At 68.7% G+C, this 18,456-nt stretch carries 17 protein-coding genes; 11 read left to right on the top strand and 6 right to left on the bottom strand.

The annotated features are described in order from the left end of the window. Positions 1–20: 20 nt before the first annotated feature. The 10 genes from egtD (at position 21) to U5O44_RS21160 (ending at position 11,509) form a co-directional block, all read left to right on the top strand. Complete coding sequence (gene egtD, locus U5O44_RS21115) at positions 21–974, top strand: L-histidine N(alpha)-methyltransferase (protein ID WP_322590341.1); 954 nt, start codon at positions 21–23, stop codon at positions 972–974. Between the two features lie 15 nt (positions 975–989). Continuing rightward, a complete protein-coding gene (locus tag U5O44_RS21120; protein ID WP_322590555.1) occupies positions 990–1,541 on the top strand; it encodes a hypothetical protein in 552 nt (183 codons plus the stop codon). Continuing rightward, positions 1,463–1,861: a sterol desaturase family protein gene (locus U5O44_RS21125; protein ID WP_322590551.1), complete on the top strand. Its 399-nt coding sequence runs from the start codon at positions 1,463–1,465 to the stop codon at positions 1,859–1,861. Before U5O44_RS21120 ends, U5O44_RS21125 begins: the two co-directional genes overlap by 79 nt. A 56-nt stretch (positions 1,862–1,917) precedes the next feature. Continuing rightward, complete coding sequence (locus U5O44_RS21130) at positions 1,918–3,081, top strand: PLP-dependent transferase (RefSeq protein WP_322590342.1); 1,164 nt, start codon at positions 1,918–1,920, stop codon at positions 3,079–3,081. A gap of 146 nt (positions 3,082–3,227) precedes the next feature. Further along, complete coding sequence (locus tag U5O44_RS21135) at positions 3,228–4,925, top strand: AMP-binding protein (protein WP_416222227.1); 1,698 nt, start codon at positions 3,228–3,230, stop codon at positions 4,923–4,925. A 39-nt stretch (positions 4,926–4,964) separates the two neighbouring features. Next, positions 4,965–6,137, top strand: coding sequence for an isovaleryl-CoA dehydrogenase (locus U5O44_RS21140; protein WP_322590344.1), 1,173 nt, complete (start codon positions 4,965–4,967; stop codon positions 6,135–6,137). Positions 6,138–6,156: 19 nt separating this feature from the next. Then, entirely contained in the window at positions 6,157–7,764 is a 1,608-nt protein-coding gene (locus U5O44_RS21145) for a carboxyl transferase domain-containing protein (protein ID WP_322590345.1), read from the top strand. A 13-nt stretch (positions 7,765–7,777) separates the two neighbouring features. Further along, a complete protein-coding gene (locus U5O44_RS21150; protein WP_322590346.1) occupies positions 7,778–8,617 on the top strand; it encodes an enoyl-CoA hydratase/isomerase family protein in 840 nt (279 codons plus the stop codon). A 1-nt stretch (position 8,618) separates the two neighbouring features. Further along, positions 8,619–10,601, top strand: a complete 1,983-nt coding sequence (locus tag U5O44_RS21155; RefSeq protein WP_322590347.1) for an acetyl/propionyl/methylcrotonyl-CoA carboxylase subunit alpha — start codon at positions 8,619–8,621, stop codon at positions 10,599–10,601. After that, positions 10,598–11,509: a hydroxymethylglutaryl-CoA lyase gene (locus U5O44_RS21160; RefSeq protein WP_322590348.1), complete on the top strand. Its 912-nt coding sequence runs from the start codon at positions 10,598–10,600 to the stop codon at positions 11,507–11,509. Before U5O44_RS21155 ends, U5O44_RS21160 begins: the two co-directional genes overlap by 4 nt. Before the next feature lie 45 nt (positions 11,510–11,554). Here the strand turns inward: U5O44_RS21160 and U5O44_RS21165 are convergent, their stop codons facing one another. The 4 genes from U5O44_RS21165 to selD form a co-directional block, all read right to left on the bottom strand. Beyond that, positions 11,555–12,292 (bottom strand): septal ring lytic transglycosylase RlpA family protein, encoded by a 738-nt coding sequence (locus tag U5O44_RS21165; protein ID WP_322590349.1) that lies wholly within the window; start codon positions 12,290–12,292, stop codon positions 11,555–11,557. Between the two features lie 146 nt (positions 12,293–12,438). Beyond that, a complete protein-coding gene (locus U5O44_RS21170) occupies positions 12,439–13,005 on the bottom strand; it encodes a DUF1415 domain-containing protein (protein ID WP_322590350.1) in 567 nt (188 codons plus the stop codon). Next, positions 13,002–13,679 carry a riboflavin synthase subunit alpha gene (locus U5O44_RS21175; protein WP_322590351.1) on the bottom strand — a complete coding sequence of 226 codons (678 nt, stop codon included), beginning with the start codon at positions 13,677–13,679 and terminating at the stop codon, positions 13,002–13,004. The genes U5O44_RS21170 and U5O44_RS21175 overlap by 4 nt, the downstream gene beginning before the upstream one ends. A gap of 42 nt (positions 13,680–13,721) precedes the next feature. Beyond that, a complete protein-coding gene (selD, locus tag U5O44_RS21180) occupies positions 13,722–14,777 on the bottom strand; it encodes a selenide, water dikinase SelD (protein WP_322590352.1) in 1,056 nt (351 codons plus the stop codon). Between the two features lie 108 nt (positions 14,778–14,885). On the opposite strand from selD, the gene mnmH reads away from it, so the two are divergent. After that, positions 14,886–15,956 (top strand): tRNA 2-selenouridine(34) synthase MnmH, encoded by a 1,071-nt coding sequence (gene mnmH / locus U5O44_RS21185; RefSeq protein WP_322590353.1) that lies wholly within the window; start codon positions 14,886–14,888, stop codon positions 15,954–15,956. On the opposite strand, the gene U5O44_RS21190 is transcribed toward mnmH, so the two are convergent. Both U5O44_RS21190 and U5O44_RS21195 read right to left on the bottom strand, forming a co-directional pair. Further along, positions 15,940–17,055: a carbonic anhydrase gene (locus U5O44_RS21190; RefSeq protein ID WP_322590354.1), complete on the bottom strand. Its 1,116-nt coding sequence runs from the start codon at positions 17,053–17,055 to the stop codon at positions 15,940–15,942. The two genes, mnmH and U5O44_RS21190, sit on opposite strands and share 17 nt — an antisense overlap. A 92-nt stretch (positions 17,056–17,147) precedes the next feature. Further along, positions 17,148–18,425: a glycerate kinase type-2 family protein gene (locus U5O44_RS21195; RefSeq protein WP_322590355.1), complete on the bottom strand. Its 1,278-nt coding sequence runs from the start codon at positions 18,423–18,425 to the stop codon at positions 17,148–17,150. Positions 18,426–18,456: the final 31 nt, after the last annotated feature.

Raw genomic sequence — 18,456 nt, forward strand, 5'->3', positions numbered from 1 at the left:
CACGCTCAAGGATCCCTCCGATGCCTCTGCACTTCCACGACTGCGCTCCCGTCTTCGCTGATTTTCACCACAGCGTCCTCGACGGCCTGTCGGCCCATCCGAAACAGATCGCACCGAAGTTCTTCTACGACGAGGTCGGCTCGAAGATCTTCGATGCGATCTGCGACCAGCCCGAGTACTACGTGCCGACAGTGGAGCGCAGCATCTACGAGACCCACGCGGACGACATCCTCGCCAGCATCGGTGCAGATGGCTGCCACCTGATCGAGCCCGGCGCCGGCAGCAGCGTCAAGGTGCGCTTCGTGCTCGACCGGGCACGCCCGGCGATGTATGTGCCGATGGACATCTCGGCCGAGCACCTGCGTGCCTCGGCGCAGCGGCTGGCGCGCGAGTACCCCGCGCTCACGGTGCATGCGGTCTGTGTCGATCACACGCAGCCGTACACGCTCCCGGCCGAGATCCCGATGCCGCGGCGCGTCTTCTTCTACCCGGGCTCCAGCCTGGGCAACTTTGATCCCGGCGAGGCGATCCGCTTCCTGCGCGATCTGCGCACCAAGGCGGGCGATGACGGTCGGCTGCTGATCGGCATCGACACGAAGAAGCCGGCTGAAGTGCTGAACCTCGCATACAACGACCCCGCCGGCGTCACGGCCGCCTTCAACCTGAACCTGCTGGAGCGGCTGCGCAAGGAGCTGGCCTCCGACATCGATCTGGACCGCTTCGAGCACCGCGCCTTCTACAACGAGCGGCTCGGCCGCATCGAGATGCACCTGGTCAGCCGCGAGGACCAACGTGTGCGCGTCAACGGCAACAGCTTCGACTTCCAGGCCGGCGAGTCCATCCACACCGAGAATTCCTACAAATACACGCCGGACGAGTTTCGCCAGCTCGCCTGGGACGCTGGCTGGGCGGGCGAGAAGGTCTGGCTTGATGAGCGGAAGTATTTCAGCGTTCACCTCCTTCGCACCAGATAGCAGACAGAACTTGGCATGAACTTGAAGAAGTTGGCGTCTCTGCTGGTGGACCTTGAGTTTTTCTGCAAGGTCGCATTATCCTGCGCCTTGCTGCAGCAGGTTTTTATATATCTGCTGGCGGGCCGAAAACTTTCTTTCATGGAGCAGGTTCTGGTGTACTGGATCCTGACATCCTCCAGTCATTATCTTTTTGGGTGGCTGGTCGAGCGCGGCATCAAGAGCCGGCCGAACTGGTTCGACAGGTTCTGTATCCGCAAGGATTCCGTGCCGCATCAGCCTTACCCTGCGTTCAGCTTTTCCGGCATCCTCCTGGGTGAATGCAAGGCTGTTCTGTCGGCCGTGGTGGTGATCGCCGTCACCCGACAGGTTGATCATGGGAATGATTTTTGGCGCAATTTCTTCTGGTTTCTGGGGGCCATCCTGTCGGCAGGGCAGACCTGCTGTTTTACGTCCAGCATCGATGGCTGCACCGAAAAAATCTTTTCAAGATCCACAGGAAACACCACGAGTTTCGAGACACGTCGAGCTTTGTCAGTTCGCACAAGAGCTTGTCGGAATATGTGCTGACGTCTCTGACAGACCTGGCCTGGTTCCTGGTATTTGGTCGCGACATCACGCAGTTGTGCGCATGGTCGGTGATAGGCAATGCCTACAACATCGAGGGGCACAGCGCCTTGTCGATTTTTTATATCGGGTCTGATTTCCATGATCGCCACCATACCCGCTTCCGGGTCAACTATGGCATTCAGGGATTCTGGGACAAGGTGTTCGGTACCCATGATGTCAGATCCACCAATCTGAGCCTGCTGTTCCCAGCCAATCGACTTGAACACCTGCTGACAATGCGCCAGCACGCCATGCCATGCAAATCGAAGACCATTGAATGATCAGGTCAATTTCGCAATAGAAACCCAAATGGCCCTGCTGCGCGCTGCTGCTGAACATGCCTGATGCGCTGACCACCCGTCTGATCCACCACCCCTACCGGCCACCGGAGGGGTTCGACGGTGTGTTGCCCGGGGTATTCAAGGCGGCAACGGTGTATTTCCCGAACGTGGCGGCTTCGCGCACGGACGGGTGGATCGACAAGACCAGCTACACCTACGGGCTGCAGGGCACGCCGACCAGCTTTGTGCTGGAGGAGCGACTGGCCACGCTCGAAGGTGCGCGCCGGGTGTTGCTCGCGCCGAGCGGTCGGGCGGCGGTCACGCTGGTCGAGGTGGTCGCGCTCCAGACCGGGGATGCCGTGGTGCTTCCCTCTGTGGGTCTGGGCGCCGCCGGCCATGCGTTTGCGCGGGAGGATCTGGTTCGCTGGGGCGTCGGCGTCCGGGGCTATGACCCGATGTCCGTCGCCTCGCTGGCCGAGGCGGTGACGCCGGCCACGCGCCTGGTCTGGCTGGTCGCGCCCGATCCGATGACGCTGGCCTTCCCGGACCTGCGCGGATTGGTGCATGCTGTGCGCGAGCGGGCACCGGGGGCCTTGGTCGCGCTCGACAACACCTGGGGCGCCGGAGTTGCGTTCTGTGCCTTCGATCTCGGGGAGGGGCTGGCGGTCGATCTGTCGGTCCAGGATCTGGGCCCGCAGGTGTCGGACGGCCAGGCGTGTCTGGGATCGGTGGCCTGTCGCGATGAGGCGCTGTACCGGCGCCTGCTGTGGGGCCACACGCGGCTGGGGCTGGGCGTCGGCATGAACGAGGTCGAGTCGGCGCTGCGGGCCTTGCCCTCGCTGGCCTTGCGCCATGCCGCGCAGGACGCTGCGGCACGGCAGATTGCGCAGTGGTGCCGAGCGCAGCCAGCGATTGCCAGCGTGGGGCATCCGGCCAGTCCGGACTCGCTGGGCCATGCACACTGGGCGACTCTCTGCGGATCGGCGGCCGGTCTGGTCACGCTCCAGTTCGATGCTGGCGGCGGCTCGGACCGACTCGACACCTTCGCCGCAGCGCTGAAGACCTTCCGGCTGGATGACGGCTGGGGCGGTCCAGTGAGCCGGGCGCTGACCTTTCCTGGGTTGGCGGGACGAGGCGGGTGGGTGCGTCTGGCTGTGGGTCTGGAGGCGGTCGAGGACCTGGTGAACGACTTGGCACGGGCTGTGGCGGCATTGAATTGAGTAATGCTCAAATTTGATGGATAGCCTTCAGCGTGTAGCTGGAACGGTTCCTGGTTGTGCTGGGTCAACCAACGAATGCAAGGCCATCCAGGGTTTACCCGCAACCCTAGTTTTGAGTAAAGCTCAATAATTGTCACCGGTTCCGACTGGAGACACACATGACGCCTCAAGATCTGGGAGTGCTTCCGCTGCATGGCCTCAGCCATGTCCGTGGGTCGGCGCAGCCGCCCCTGTCCGTGCGCACCATTCCTGGTTTGCTCCGTGAGACGGTGACACGCTTCGGCGACCGCGAGGCCGTCGTGTTCCGCGAACAGGGCGTGCGCTGGACGTGGCGCCAGTTCTCGGTCGAGGTCGATCGGCTGGCGGCGGGGCTGCTGGCGCTGGGGCTGCGCCGCGGTGACCGCTTGGGCATCTGGTCACCGAACCGCGTCGAGTGGCTCGTCACGCAGTTCGCCTCCGCGCGCATCGGGATCGTGCTGGTCAACATCAACCCGGCGTACCGGCTCTCGGAGCTGGAATACGCGCTGCAGCTCGCCGGCTGTCGGGCGGTGATCGCCGCCGAGCGGCTGCGCACGGCGGACTACCTGGCGATGCTGCAGACGGTGGCGTCGAAGCTGCCGGCGCTCGACTTCATCCTCCGCATGGGCGAGGGCGAGACGGCGGGCATGCTGCGCTACGCCGACGTGCTGGCCGCACCGGAGGCGGTCGATGTCGCAGCGCTGGACACCATCGAGGCCACGCTCGGCTGCCATGACCCGATCAACATCCAGTTCACCAGCGGCACCACCGGCCACCCCAAGGGCGCCACGCTCACCCACCACAACGTCGTCAACAACGCCATCGCGGTCGCGGCGGCGATGCGCCTGACCGAAGCCGACAAGCTCTGCATCCCCGTGCCGCTGTACCACTGCTTCGGCATGGTGCTGGCGGTGCTGGCCTGCGTGGCGACGGGGGCGGCGATGGTGTTCCCGGGTGAGGTGTTCGATGCGGGCGCGACGCTGTCGGCGGTGTCGGACGAGGGCTGCACCGCACTGCACGGCGTGCCGACGATGTTCATCGCCGAGCTGGACCATCCCGAGTTCGCCTGCTTCGACCTGAGCCGGCTGCGTACCGGGATCATGGCTGGCTCGCCGTGCCCGATCGAGACGATGAAGAAGGTCGTCGCACAGATGCACCTCGCCGAGATCACCATCGCCTACGGCATGACCGAGACCAGCCCGGTGTCGTTCCAGAGCAGCTTTGATGACCCGCTCGACCGCCGCGTGACCACCGTCGGCCGGGTCCAGCCGCACGTCGAGGCCAAGGTGGTCGATGCCGAGTTCAACACCGTCCCGGTCGGCACGCCCGGCGAGCTGTGGACCCGCGGCTACCTCGTGATGCAAGGCTACTGGGGCGACGAGGCCAAGACCCGCGAGGCGATCGTCGACGGCGGCTGGATGCGCACCGGCGACCTTGCCACGCTCGATGCCGAGGGCTACTGCAACATCGTCGGCCGCGTGAAGGACATGCTGATCCGCGGCGGCGAGAACGTCTACCCGCGTGAGATCGAGGAGTTCCTGTTCCGCCACCCGAAGGTGCAGTCGGTGCAGGTCTTCGGCGTGCCGGACAAGAAGTACGGCGAAGAGGTCTGCGCCTGGATCGTGCTGCGCCCGGGCGAGACCTGCACCGCCGAGGAGGTCCAGGCGTTCTGCCGCGACCAGATCGCCCATTACAAGGTGCCCCGGCACATCCGCTTCGTGGACGCCGCCGAGATGCCCATGACCATCACCGGCAAGGTGCAGAAGTACCTGATGCGCCGCGCCATGGCCGACGCCCTGCAGCGTGCCGAAGACAAGACCGCCTGAACCCGACCGTCTGAACCCTTTCCAGCCCAGGAATCCCCCATGTTCGAATCCACCTTCCAGTTCCCCCTCGGCGACGACGTGGCCGCCCTGCGCGAAGCCGTGCGCGACTTCGCGCAGCACGAGATCGCCCCGCGCGCCGCCGACATCGACCGCGACAACCTGTTCCCGCACGCGCTGTGGAAGAAGCTCGGCGACCTCGGTGTCCACGGCCTGACGGTCGCAGAGGAATACGGCGGCATGAGCATGGGCTACGTCGCCCACATGGTGGCGATGGAGGAGATCAGCCGCGCCAGCGCCTCGGTGGGCTTGAGCTACGGCGCGCACTCGAACCTGTGCATCAACCAGCTCAAGCGCAACGGCAGCGAAGCCCAGAAGCAGAAATACCTGCCCAAGCTCATCAGCGGCGAGCACATCGGCGCGCTGGCGATGAGCGAGCCGGGCGCGGGCTCGGACGTGGTGAGCATGAAGCTCAAGGCGGAGAAGCGCGGCGACCGCTACGTGCTCAACGGCTCGAAGATGTGGATCACCAACGGCGGCGACGCCGACACGCTGGTCGTCTACGCCAAGACCGAGCCGGAGATGGGCGCGCGCGGCATGACGGCCTTCATCGTCGAGAAGGGCATGGCCGGCTTCACCCACGGCCACCACCTCGACAAGCTCGGCATGCGCGGCTCGAACACCTGGCCGCTGTTCTTCGACAACTGCGAAGTACCCGAGGAAAACGTGCTCGGCGGCGAGGGCAACGGCGCCAAGGTGCTGATGTCGGGCCTCGACTACGAGCGCATCGTGCTGTCGGGCGGGCCGCTGGGGATCATGGCGGCGTGTCTGGACGTGGTGGTGCCGTTTGTCCATGAGCGCAAGCAGTTCGGCCAGTCGATCGGCGAATTCCAGCTCATGCAGGGCAAGCTGGCCGACATGTACTCCACGTTCCAGGCCTGCCGCGCCTACGGCTACGCGGTGGCCGGCGCCTGCGACCGCGGCGACCACAGCCGCACGCTGCGCAAGGACGCGGCCGGCGTCATCCTCTACACCGCCGAGAAGGCGACGTGGATGGCGGGCGAGGCGATCCAGGCGCTCGGCGGCGTCGGCTACACCAACGAGTACCCCACCGGCCGCCTCTGGCGTGACGCCAAGCTCTACGAGATCGGCGCCGGCACCAGCGAGATTCGCCGGATGCTGATCGGGCGCGAGCTGTTCAGCGAGACCTGCTGAGCCCGAACCGAGCGACACCATGCAAGCCCTACAAAGCAAGATCAACCCGCGCTCGGACGACTTCCGCGCCAACGCGGCCCACATGAAAGCCCTGGTCGAGGATCTGCGCGTGCAGGCGGCCCGGGTCGCCCTCGGCGGCGGCGAGTCCGCCCGCGCCAAGCACACGGCGCGCGGCAAGCTGCTGCCGCGTGAGCGTGTCGACCAGTTGCTCGACCCCGGCACGCCCTTCCTCGAAATCGGCCAGCTCGCCGCGCTCGGCCTGTACGACAACGACGCGCCGGCGGCGGGGATGATCGCCGGCATCGGCCGGGTGCAGGGCGTGGAATGCATGATCGTCGCCAACGACGCGACGGTGAAGGGCGGCACCTACTACCCGATGACGGTCAAGAAGCACCTGCGCGCGCAGGAGATCGCGATGCAGAACCACCTGCCGTGCATCTACCTCGTCGATTCGGGCGGCGCCTTCCTGCCCAAGCAGGACGAGGTCTTCCCGGACCGTGACCACTTCGGCCGCATCTTCTTCAACCAGGCCACGATGTCGGCGATGGGCATCGCGCAGATCGCCGTCGTCATGGGCTCCTGCACGGCGGGCGGCGCGTATGTGCCGGCGATGAGCGACGAGACCATCATCGTCAAGAACCAGGGCACGATCTTTCTGGGCGGCCCGCCGCTGGTGAAGGCCGCCACCGGCGAAGTCGTCAGCGCGGAAGACCTCGGCGGCGGCGATGTCCACACCCGCGTCTCCGGCGTGGCCGACCACCTGGCCGAGAACGACAGCCACGCGCTGTTCATCTGCCGCCGCATCGTCGCCAACCTGAACCGCCGCAAGCCCAGCACGGTCGTGCTGGCGCCGAGCGAGGCGCCGCTCTACGACCCCGAGGAGATCTACGGCATCGTCTCGGCCGATCCGCGCAAGCCCTACGACGTGCGCGAGATCATCGCCCGCGTGGTGGACGGCTCGCGCTTCGACGAGTTCAAGGCCCGCTACGGCACGACGCTCATCACCGGCTTCGCCTACCTGCACGGCATGCCGGTCGGCATCATCGCCAACAATGGCATCCTGTTCGGCGAGTCGGCCCAGAAGGGCGCGCACTTCATCGAGCTGTGCGCGCAGCGCGGCATCCCGCTGGTCTTCCTGCAGAACATCACCGGCTTCATGGTCGGCCGCAAGGTCGAGAGCGCCGGCATCGCCAAGGACGGCGCCAAGATGGTCACCGCCGTCGCCACCGCCCAGGTGCCCAAGCTCACGGTGCTGATCGGCGGCTCGTTCGGCGCCGGCAACTACGGCATGTGCGGCCGGGCGTATTCGCCGCGCTTCCTGTGGATGTGGCCGAACTCGCGCATCAGCGTGATGGGCGGCGAGCAGGCCGCCAGCGTGCTCGCCACTGTCAAGCGCGACGGCATCGAGGCCAAGGGCGGCGCGTGGTCGGCGGACGACGAAGCGGCGTTCAAGTCGCCGATCCGCCAGCAGTACGAGGATCAGGGCCATCCCTACTACGCGACGGCCCGCCTGTGGGACGACGGCGTGCTCGATCCGGCGCAGACGCGGCGCACGCTCGGGCTGTCGCTGTCGGCGGCGCTGAACGCGCCGATCGCGCCGACGAAGTTCGGCCTGTTCCGCATGTGAGCCGGGGGACACCATGACCGACACCCTGCACACCTTGCGCCTCGAACACCGAGGCGAACCCGGCCGCGCGGTCGCCTGGGTCTGGATGGCCAAGCCCGCCGTCCACAACGCCTTCGACGAAACGCTGATCGCCGAGCTGACCGCCACGCTGCTGGCGCTGGATGCTGACCCCGCCGTGCGCGTGATCGTGCTGGCGGGCGAGGGCAAGAGCTTCTCGGCGGGCGCCGACCTGACGTGGATGCAGCGCCAGGGCGCGGCGTCCGTCGAAGAGAACCTCGCCGACGCACGCCGACTCGCCGAGCTGTTCCGCACACTGTCCACCTTGGCCAAGCCGACGATCGCCCGTGTCCACGGCGCGGCGCTTGGCGGCGGCATGGGGCTGGCGGCGGCCTGCGACATCTGCGTGGCGAGCGACCGGGCGGTGTTCGCCACCTCCGAGGTCAAGTTCGGGATCATCCCGTCCGCCATCAGCCCCTATGTGATCCGCGCCATCGGCGAGCGGCAGGCGTATCGCTACTTCCAGACCGCCGAGCGCATCACGGCGGCGCGCGCCCGCGAGATCGGCCTCGTCCACGAGGTCACCGACAGCGAAGGCGGGCTGGACCCGCAGATCGAGACGATCGTCGAGGCCTTGCTCGCCGGTGGCCCGAACGCGCAGGCGGCGGCGACCGATCTGATCCGGGCAGTGGCAAACAAGCCGGTGACCGATGACGTGGTGGACGACACCGCCCGCCGCATCGCCACGCTGCGCGCCACGCCGGAAGCGCGTGAGGGCTTGAGCGCTTTCCTCGACAAACGACAGGCTGCGTGGATGGTTTCCGCGCCCGCACCGAACCCCACGACGGGACACTGACATGTTCACCAAGATCCTGATCGCCAACCGCGGCGAGATCGCCTGCCGCGTCATCAAGACGGCGCGGCGCATGGGCATCGCGACCGTCGCGGTGTATTCCGAAGCCGACGCCAACGCCCGCCATGTCCGGCTGGCCGACGAGGCGGTGCTGATCGGCCCGGCCGCGGCGCGCGAGAGCTACCTGCGCGCCGACAAGATCCTCGACGTCGCCCGCGCCACCGGCGCGCAGGCGGTCCACCCCGGCTACGGCTTCCTGTCCGAGAACGACGCCTTCGCCGACGCCTGCGCCGAAGCGGGCATCGTCTTCATCGGCCCGCCGGCTTCGGCGATCCGGGCGATGGGCAGCAAGTCCGCCGCCAAGGCGCTGATGGAAAAAGCCGGCGTGCCGCTGACCCCCGGCTACCACGGCGACGAGCAGGCTCCGGCCTTCCTCGCCGAGCAGGCCGAACGCATCGGCTATCCCGTGCTCATCAAGGCCAGCGCGGGCGGTGGCGGCAAGGGCATGCGCCGCGTCGATGCGCCTGCCGAGTTCGAAGCCGCGCTGGCCTCGTGCAAGCGCGAGGCGATCAACGCCTTCGGCGACGACCATGTGCTGGTCGAGAAGTACGTGCTCCGGCCGCGCCACATCGAGATCCAGGTCTTCGGCGACACGCAGGGCGACTGCGTCTACCTGTTCGAGCGCGACTGCTCGGTGCAGCGCCGCCACCAGAAGGTGCTCGAAGAGGCCCCCGCGCCCGGCATGACGCCCGAGCGCCGCGCCGCGATGGGCCGGGCGGCGGTGGAGGCGGCCAAGGCGGTCGGCTACGTCGGCGCCGGCACGGTCGAGTTCATCGCCAACCAGGACGGCTCGTTCTACTTCATGGAGATGAACACCCGGCTGCAGGTCGAGCACCCGGTCACCGAGATGATCACCGGCCTCGATCTGGTCGAGTGGCAACTGCGTGTCGCCTCCGGCGAGCCGCTGCCGCTGACACAGGCGCAGCTCACGCTGGACGGCCACGCGCTGGAGGCCCGCATCTACGCCGAAGACCCGGACCGCGGTTTCCTGCCGTCGACCGGGCGGCTGGTCCACCTCGTGCCGCCGGCCGAGAGCGACCATGTGCGCGTCGACACCGGCGTCGAGCAGGGCGACGAGATCACGCCGCACTACGACCCGATGATCGCCAAGCTCATCGTCTGGGACCGCGACCGGCCGCGGGCGCTGGCACGCATGCGGGCGGCGCTGGCGCAGTACCGCGTGGTGGGCGTGTCGAACAACGTCGAGTTCCTGCAGCGGCTGGTCAACGCGCCGGCCTTTGCCCAGGCCGATCTGGACACCGCGCTGATCGAGCGCGAGCACGCCGTGCTGTTCCCCGCGCCGCAGCCGGTGCCGCAGGCGGTCTGGGCGCTGGCGGCGCTGGCCGAGTTGCAGCGCGAGGTGGCCGGTGTGCGCGACGACTCGCCGTGGTCGGTGCTCGACGGCTGGCGCCTGAACTCGACCGCGCAGCGCACGCTGACGCTGCGCTGCGGCGACGCGGTGCAGCCGGTCGGCGTGGCCTGCGTCGGTGGGGGCCATGTGCTGACGGTCGGCGGCCAGTCGCTGACCGTGCGCGGCCAGTTCGGCCCGAGCGGCACGGTCCATGCGCAGCTCGGTGAGCGCCGCGTCAGCGCGGCGGTCGTCACCAGCGGCGAGCGGCGCCAGGTGTTCTTCGAGGGCCGCTCGTGGCCGATCACCGTGGTCGGGGCGCTCAGCGCGGGCGGCGGGGGCGAGGACCACGCCGGTGGCCTGAAGGCGCCGATGCCGGGCAAGGTGATCGCATTGATCGCGGCGGTCGGCAGCGTGGTCGAGAAGGGCGCGCCGCTGCTGGTGCTCGAAGCCATGAAGATGGAGCACACCATCAGCGCCCCCGCCAAGGGGCTGGTGAAGGCCTTCCACTTCGCGGCCGGCGACCAGGTCACGGACGGGGTCGAGCTGGTGGACTTTGAAGTCGAGGTGCAGCCATGAACCCCGTCGAGACGGTTCGCATCGTCGAAGTCGGCCCGCGTGACGGCCTGCAGAACGAGAAGCAGCCCATCCCGACGGCGACCAAGCTGGCGCTGATCCGCCGCCTGGCCGCCGCCGGCCTGTGCGACATCGAGGCGACTTCCTTCGTCTCGCCGAAATGGGTGCCGCAGATGGCCGACCATGCCGAGGTGATGGCGGGGTTGCCGTCCGAGGCCGAGTTCCCGGGCGTGAACTACCCGGTCCTCACGCCGAACCTGAAGGGCTTCGAGGCGGCGGTGGCGGCTGGCGCGAAGGAGGTGGCGGTGTTTGCCGCGGCCTCCGAGGCGTTCTCGCAGAAGAACATCAACTGCTCGATTGCCGAGTCCATCACCCGCTTCGAGCCGATCCTGGCGGCGGCGCAGGCCGCAGGCGTGCGCGTGCGGGGCTATATCTCCTGTGTGGTCGGCTGTCCCTACGAGGGAGCGGTTGCGCCACAGGCCGTTGCCGACGTGGCGTGGCGGCTGCGCGATCTGGGGTGCTACGAGGTCTCGCTGGGCGACACGATCGGTGTGGGCAACCCGGCGAGCGTGGGCCGGATGCTCGATGCCGTGGCCGCGCGGGTACCCATGGGCTTGCTGGCCGGGCATTTCCACGACACCTACGGCATGGGTGCGGCCAATGTCTACGCGAGCTACGCGATGGGTGTGCGGGTGTTCGACAGCTCGATCGCCGGGCTCGGCGGCTGTCCGTATGCGAAGGGCGCCACCGGCAATGTCGCCACCGAGGACATCGTGTGGCTGCTGCACGGGCTGGGTGCGCGCACGGGCGTGGACCTGGAGGCGCTGGTCGACTGTGGCGCCTGGATCAGCGCGGAGCTGGGGCGGGCCTCGGGTTCGCGGGCTGCGCGCGCGTTGCTGGCCCGGCGCTAGGGGCAAGATCGCCGCAGGGGGCCGCAGCAGCTGTCGCCTGCGGTGTCAGCGGGTCTTGGGCTTTGCCTTGCTGTCCTGCTTGTGGCTGGCGTTCGGCAGCACATGCAGCGTGGCCTCGACGATGCCGGAGCGGATCATGTTGAGCTTCTCCGCCGCGGCACGCGAGAGATCGGCCACACGTCCGCCGATGAAGGGGCCGCGGTCATTGACCGTCACGACCACGCTTTGCTGGTTGGCCGTGTTGGTGATCATCACCTTGGTGCCGATCGGCAGCGTGCGGTGCGCCATGGTCATCTCGCCCGCGTCGTAGAGCGCGCCGCTGGCGGTGGGGCGACCGTGGAACTTGTCGGCGTAGAACGAGATGCGCCCGGTCTGGAACAGCGTGGCGGCGGCCGTCGCGGCGCTCACGGCCGTGGTGGTGGCGACGTTGGCGACGCTGAACACGGCTGCCGTGGCCGCGGTGGCGGCGTCCATGGCGGCCGTGCTGGCCGTGCTGGCCGCGGTGGTGGCGACATTCGTGGCCGCGGTCGCCGCGCCCGTGACCACCGCGCCGGCAGCGCTGGTGACACGTCCGATGGGTCGCTCGACCAGGCGCTCGAACGACGTCACAGCGGAGGCCGCACGCTCGGGCAGCTCCGCTGCGGCTGCGGATGCTGCGGCCGGTGCCCGTGGAGCCTCGCTGGTGGCTTGTTCCTCAGCGGCGTGGCTGGTGCACACAAAAGTGGTCAGCGCGAGGGCGAGGCTCAGGCCATGCAGGTGGACTTTCACGGTGCGTGCAATCAATGTAGATCTCCGTCCGGGGTGCAATTGGGAGCGCAGTCTAACGGCATCTGCAAGCAGCGTGAAACAGGGATAAGCGCGGGTACCAATCGAATTATTCAATCGCGGCGCGCACTTGCATGGCCTGGACGCACCGCGCGCGGGTCGGATCAGGCCGTGAACAGGCGCTTCCAGCCGGCGTGTCCGAGGGCCTTCAGCGTCTCGATGTTGCGCTCATAGATGTCGCCCGCATCCGGAAACGCGGCCACCGCGGCGTCGATGCTGTCCTCGCGCAGCAGGTGCAGCGTGGGGTAGGGCGCGCGGTTGCTGAAGTTCTCGATGTCGTCGATGTGGGTCTCGTCGAACTGGTAGTCGGGGTGGAAGCTGGCCACCTGCAGGACGCCGTCGAGCTGCAATTCCTCCACCGCCGCGTCGGCGACATCGAGGAAATCGTTGTAGTCCATGAAGTCACCCAGCACCTGTGGGTGGATCAGCAGCGTGGTCTCGATCTTCTCGGGCGAGGCTTCGGCCAGCAGCTCCAGCTCCTGCACCAGGTCTTGCAGCAGGGCTTCCGGCGTGGTGGCTGCGCTGACCACGTAGCGGATCTGCTGCTTCACATGCACCGCCTTGGCGAAGGGGCACAGGTTCAGACCGATGACGGCTTTTTCGAGCCACTCCACCGTGTCAGCGATCACCTGGGTGTCGGTCGGGGCGGTGGGGTTGGTGTTCTGGTTCATGCATCGATCTCCACGCCGCGCTCGCGCAGCAGGTCTTTCAGGGCGGGCAGCAAGGGCCCGAGGCGTTCTTCCAGCGTGTCGCGCACGGTGTCGACCATGACCTGCGTCTGCCGCTCGATCTCGATGTTCAGCGCATCACCGACCTGCTTGTCGCCGAATGTCGTCTGGCGCAGCGTCTCCGGGATCAGCCAGACCTCGAACCAGCCGGCGCGCCGGTCGGCTTCGGCGATGGTCAGGCTGGCGCCGTTGACGGCGATGTAGCCCTTCGGGAACACATAGCGCATCCACGGCGCCGGCACGCTGATGCGCAGCACATGGTTGTTCTCGGGCTGGCGGATCTCGGCAATCGTCGCCTGGAAGTCGATGTGGCCCGACAGCGGATGGCCGCCGATCTCCACGCCATCGCGGGCGGCGCGCTCGACGTTGAGCCGGCTGCCGACCTGCAGCGTGCCGAGCGTGGTCAGGTTCAGGCTCTGCTGCATGACGTCGAAGTCGGCGTGGCAGGCGTCGCGGTGCGCCGTGACGGTCAGGCAAGTGCCGTCACAGGCGACGCTGGCGCCGATCTCCTGGCCGTCGAGGAAGCCGGGCGGGAATTCGAGCGTGAAGCTGCGCAGGCCGGGGCGGTCGGTGATGGCCGCGACGGTGGCGATGGATTGGACGATGCCGGTGAACATGCGGGGACTCGATTCGATGCGTTGGGCAGAAATGGAAGAGGTTCAGGCCACGGTGACACGCGGCGTGCCGGCGGTCAGCGCGCCGACGATCGCCGCCTCGCCGAACCCCGCCTCGCGGAACATCGCCAGCACCGCGTCCACACCGTCCGGCGCGACGCTGACCAGCAAGCCGCCGCTCGTCTGCGGATCGGTCACCAGTGCCCGCTGCCAGTCCGCGAAGCCTTCGGGCAATGTCACGTCATGGCCGTAGCTGGCCCAGTTGCGCGTCGAGGCGCCGGTCCAGACGCCGCGCTGTGCATGCCCGACCGCGCTGGCGATCAGCGGCAGCGCGTCCCAGCGCACCTCGGCCGCGAGCTTCGAGCCACGGCAGATCTCCAGCAGGTGCCCGGCCAGCCCGAAGCCGGTCACGTCGGTGATCGCATGCACCGCGTCCAGTCCGGCCAGGTCGGCGCCGACGCGGTTCAGCTGGGTCGTGTGGCGCAGCATCTTGGCATAGCCGTCGGCGTCCAGCAGGCCCTTCTTCAGCGCCGCCGACAGCACGCCCACCCCCAGCGGTTTGCCCAGCACCAGCACATCTCCGGCCTGCGCATCCGCATTGCGCCGCACGCGCTTCGGGTGGACCAGCCCTATCGCCACCAGCCCGTAGATCGGCTCGACCACGTCGATCGAGTGCCCGCCCGCGATCGGGATGCCGGCCTCGCGGCAGACGCTGGCGCCGCCTTCGAGGATGCGCCCGATCACCTCGGGCGAGAGCTTGCCGATCGGCATGCCGACGATGGCCAGCGCCATGATCGGCCGGCCGCCCATGGCGTAGACATCCGACAGCGCGTTGGTTGCCGCGATGCGGCCGAAGTCGAACGGGTCGTCGACGATCGGCGTGAAGAAGTCGGTGGTCGCGACCAGCGCCTGCTCGTCGTTCAGGCGCCAGACGGCGGCGTCGTCGCTGGTCTCGATGCCGACCATCAGCTCGGGCGGGATCAGGCCCGGCGTGTTGCGCGCCAGGATGTCGCTGAGCACGCCCGGGGCGATCTTGCAGCCGCAGCCGCCGCCGTGGGCGAGCTGGGTCAGGGCGGGCGAGGAGGTGGCCGGGAGGGTCATGGGCAGGGTCGGTGGAGAAGGCGAGACAATCGGGGACTCGGGGGCCGGACGTGACCATCTGGCCGAACCCGCCGATTTTGCCTGCGACTGCCGAGACCCCTGTCCCCCATGAGCCACAACCGCCCCGTCGGCGTCGACCAGATCGCCGCGTTCGACACCGTCATCGACGCCCGTTCCCCATCCGAGTACGCACTCGACCACCTGCCCGGCGCCATCAACTGCCCCGTGCTGGACGACGAGGAGCGCCGCATCGTCGGTACCCTCTACAAGCAGCAAGGCGCCTTCGAAGCCCGGCGCGTGGGTGGCGCGATGGTCGCGGCCAACCTGGCGCGGCACCTGCGCGAGTGTTTCCATGACCGGCCGGCGAGCTGGCGCCCGCTGGTCTACTGCTGGCGCGGTGGCATGCGCAGCGGCTCGATGGTGCAGTGGCTGCGCCTGGTCGGCTGGGATGCGCAGCAGCTGGCGGGCGGCTACAAGCGGTTCAGGGGCCATGTCATCGCGCAGATCGAGGCGATCTCGCCGCAGCTGCCGCTGCAGGTGCTGTGCGGGCCGACCGGCAGCGCCAAGACCGCACTGCTGCAGGCGCTGGCCGCGCAGGGCGCGCAGGTGCTCGATCTGGAGGGGCTGGCGGTGCACAAGGGCTCCGTGCTGGGCAAGGTGCCTGGGGCGGCGCAGCCGTCACAGAAACGCTTCGAGACCCAGCTGGCGCTGCAGCTGGAGGCCTTTGACCTGACCCGGCCGGTGTTTGTCGAAGCGGAGAGCCGCAAGATCGGCCAGATCTCGCTGCCCACGCCGCTGCTGGAGCGGCTGCGCGCAAGTCCCTGCATCGAGATCGTCGCGTCACCCGAGGCGCGGCTGGACTACCTGCTGCGCGACTATGCCTACCTGGGGGATGACGGCCCGCGGCTGGCGCAGACGCTTGGCCAGCTGCACGGCCTGCAGGCGAACGAGACGATCACCCGCTGGCAGGCCTGGGCTGTGGCCGGGGCACTGCGCCCGCTGTTCGCGGAGCTGATGGCGCTGCACTACGACCCGCTCTACCTGCGCTCGCAGAACGGCCACTACCAGCGGCTGCGGTCTGCGGTGCAGGTCGAGGCGGCTGCGCTGGACGAAGCCGCGCTGCAGGCGCTGGCGACCGAGATCGCCGAGCGCACGCGCGGGGTCAGTTCGATTCCTTGACCATCCGGCCGCTGGCCTGCTGGATCGGGCGGGCGTTCATCGGGTAGAGCTTGGTGAACACCGCGAGCTGGTCGGCCGAGAGCTGCGCCGGCTGCTTCAGCACCAGCCACAGCACGCCCTCGCTGCACGGCGGCGTGGTCAGCGAGCCCATGTAGGTGTAGTAGCGGCGGTCTTCCGGCAGCATCAGGTTCATGTCGAGCGGCACCGGCGACTGCAGCTCGTCGTTCTTCTCCAGCGGCAGGCTGTTCCACACCAGCTGCACCATCGGGTGCTGCTTGCCCTGGTCCATCAGCACGGCGACCACGGCGAGCCGGCCCTCCGGATCCTTGTGGACCAGGTGCGCGACCATGTCGAACTGCCGGCCGTTGATGCGCTCTTCCGACGGGCGGTGGAAGTGGAACTGCACCAGGTCGTAGCGGCGGCCGGCGACCTCGATGCTGTTGCCGTAGCCCAGGTTGGCCTGCACGGTGTGGCCGTTGTCCAGCACGTTGAAGCCGGTCGAGCGGTAGTTGAACTTGATCGGCTCCAGATCGACCTTGACGCCGCCGCGGATGTCGATCGGGCTCTGGCGCTGGCCCTTGGCGCAGGTCGAGAAGTCCGGGCGCAGCTTGCCCCACTCGGCCGGGCCGCCTTCGCCGCCGTAGGACCAGTGCGCCACATGGGCGGCGTGTGCGGTGGGCTCCACATCGGAGGCACCGTGTCCATCCGGCGCATGGGCTGCGGTGCTGACGATGCCCATCTTCACGGCCGGTGCGGCGGCGTGCGCGGGTTTGCTGCCGTGGTGTCCGCCCGCCGGCTTGGCCTTCTGCGCCTGTGCCTGGGCGGCGCGCACCCGTGCGATGCGCTCCTGCAGTCGGCGCGCCAGCTCGTCCGCCGGCAGGGCGGTCGGCGCTTCGGCCATCGGCTTGGCCGGTGCTGCAGGGGCCGCCGCGTGGGCCGCGGGTGCGGCAACCGGGGCCGGCTTGATGACTGCGGGCTTGGCGGGTGCCGCCGCCGCAGGCGCTGCATGGCCATCGGCGGCGACAGCCCATGGGCTGAGCAGCATGGCGGATGCCAGTGCGGCGAGTTTCAGGGGATGCGGACGGGTGGGGCTGGCCATGGGGGTCTCCGACGAGGTGGTTGCCGTCGTTTTCGACGTCCACTGGGCCGACTTGAATGCCTGGCCCTGTCGACCCGGCCAGCGCGCTGCGTTCAACCGCCGCCGACCAGCACCGCCCGGAAGTCGTTGACATTCGTGCGCGTCGGCCCGGTGATGACCTGATCGCCCAGCGCCTCGAAGAAGCCGTGGCCGTCGTTGTCGGCGAGTCGGTCCTTCGGGCGCAGGCCGAGCGCCCAGGCGCGGCGCAGCGTGTCCGGCGTCCAGACGGCGCCGGCGATCTCCTCCTGCCCGTCCACACCGTCCGTGTCGCCAGCCAGCGCGTGGATGCGCGGATGGCCGCCCAGCGCGATGCCCAGCGACAGCAGGCACTCGACGTTGCGCCCACCGCGCCCGGTGCCGCGCACGGTGACCGTCGTCTCGCCGCCGGACAGCAGCACGCACGGCGCCGTGAACGGCTGCCCGCGCCCGGCCACCTGCAGCGCCAGCCCGGCGAGCACCTTGCCCACATCGCGCGCCTCGCCCTCGATCGCATCGCCGAGGATGTGCGCCGTGACGCCGGCCTCGCGGGCCACGGCGGCGGCGGCTTCGAGTGCCTGCTGCGGCGCGGCGACGATGCGTGTCTCGATGCCCGCCAGGCGCGGGTCACCCGGCTTGACCGATTCGCCCCGGCCGCTTTCGAGTACGTCGCGGGCCGCGGGCGGCAGCGCGATGCCGTAGCGGCGCACGATGTCGAGCGCGTCGGCACAGGTCGTCGGGTCCGCCACCGTTGGGCCGGAGGCAATGTCGATCGGGTCATCCCCCGGCACATCCGAGATCAGCAGCGTCCGCACCCGCGCCGGGTGGCAGGCGGCGGCCAGGCGCCCGCCCTTGACCGCCGAGAGGTGGCGGCGCACGCAGTTCATCTCGGTGATCGTGGCGCCCGAGGCGAGCAGGGCGCGGTTGATCGCCTGCTTGTCCGCCAGCGTGATGCCGTCGAGCGGCAGCGGCAGCAGCGACGAGCCGCCGCCCGAGATCAGGCACAGCACCACGTCGTCCGCCGTCAGGCCGGCGACGAAGGCCAGCAGGCGCTGGGCGGCGCGCAGGCCGGCCTCGTCCGGGACTGGGTGCGCCGCCTCGACGATCTCGATGCGCGCGCAGGGCGCGCCGTAGCCGTAGCGCGTGACGACCAGGCCGGTGAGCGGGCCGGGCCAGTGCTGCTCGACCGCCTGCGCCATCGCGGCGGACGCCTTGCCCGCGCCGATGACGACCAGCCGGCCGCGCACCGTGGCCGGGTCGGGCAGGTGCGGTGGGATGCACAGGGCGGGCTGTGCGCTGGCGATGGCGGCGTCGAAGAGGCGGCGCAGGAAGGCGGGGGCGTCTGGCAGGGGCATGGTGGTGTGCGTGGGTTCCCGCTTGCGCGGG

Origin of the sequence: Sphaerotilus sp. (assembly GCF_034519685.1) — a bacterium.
Classification (GTDB): Bacteria; Pseudomonadota; Gammaproteobacteria; order Burkholderiales; family Burkholderiaceae_C; genus Sphaerotilus.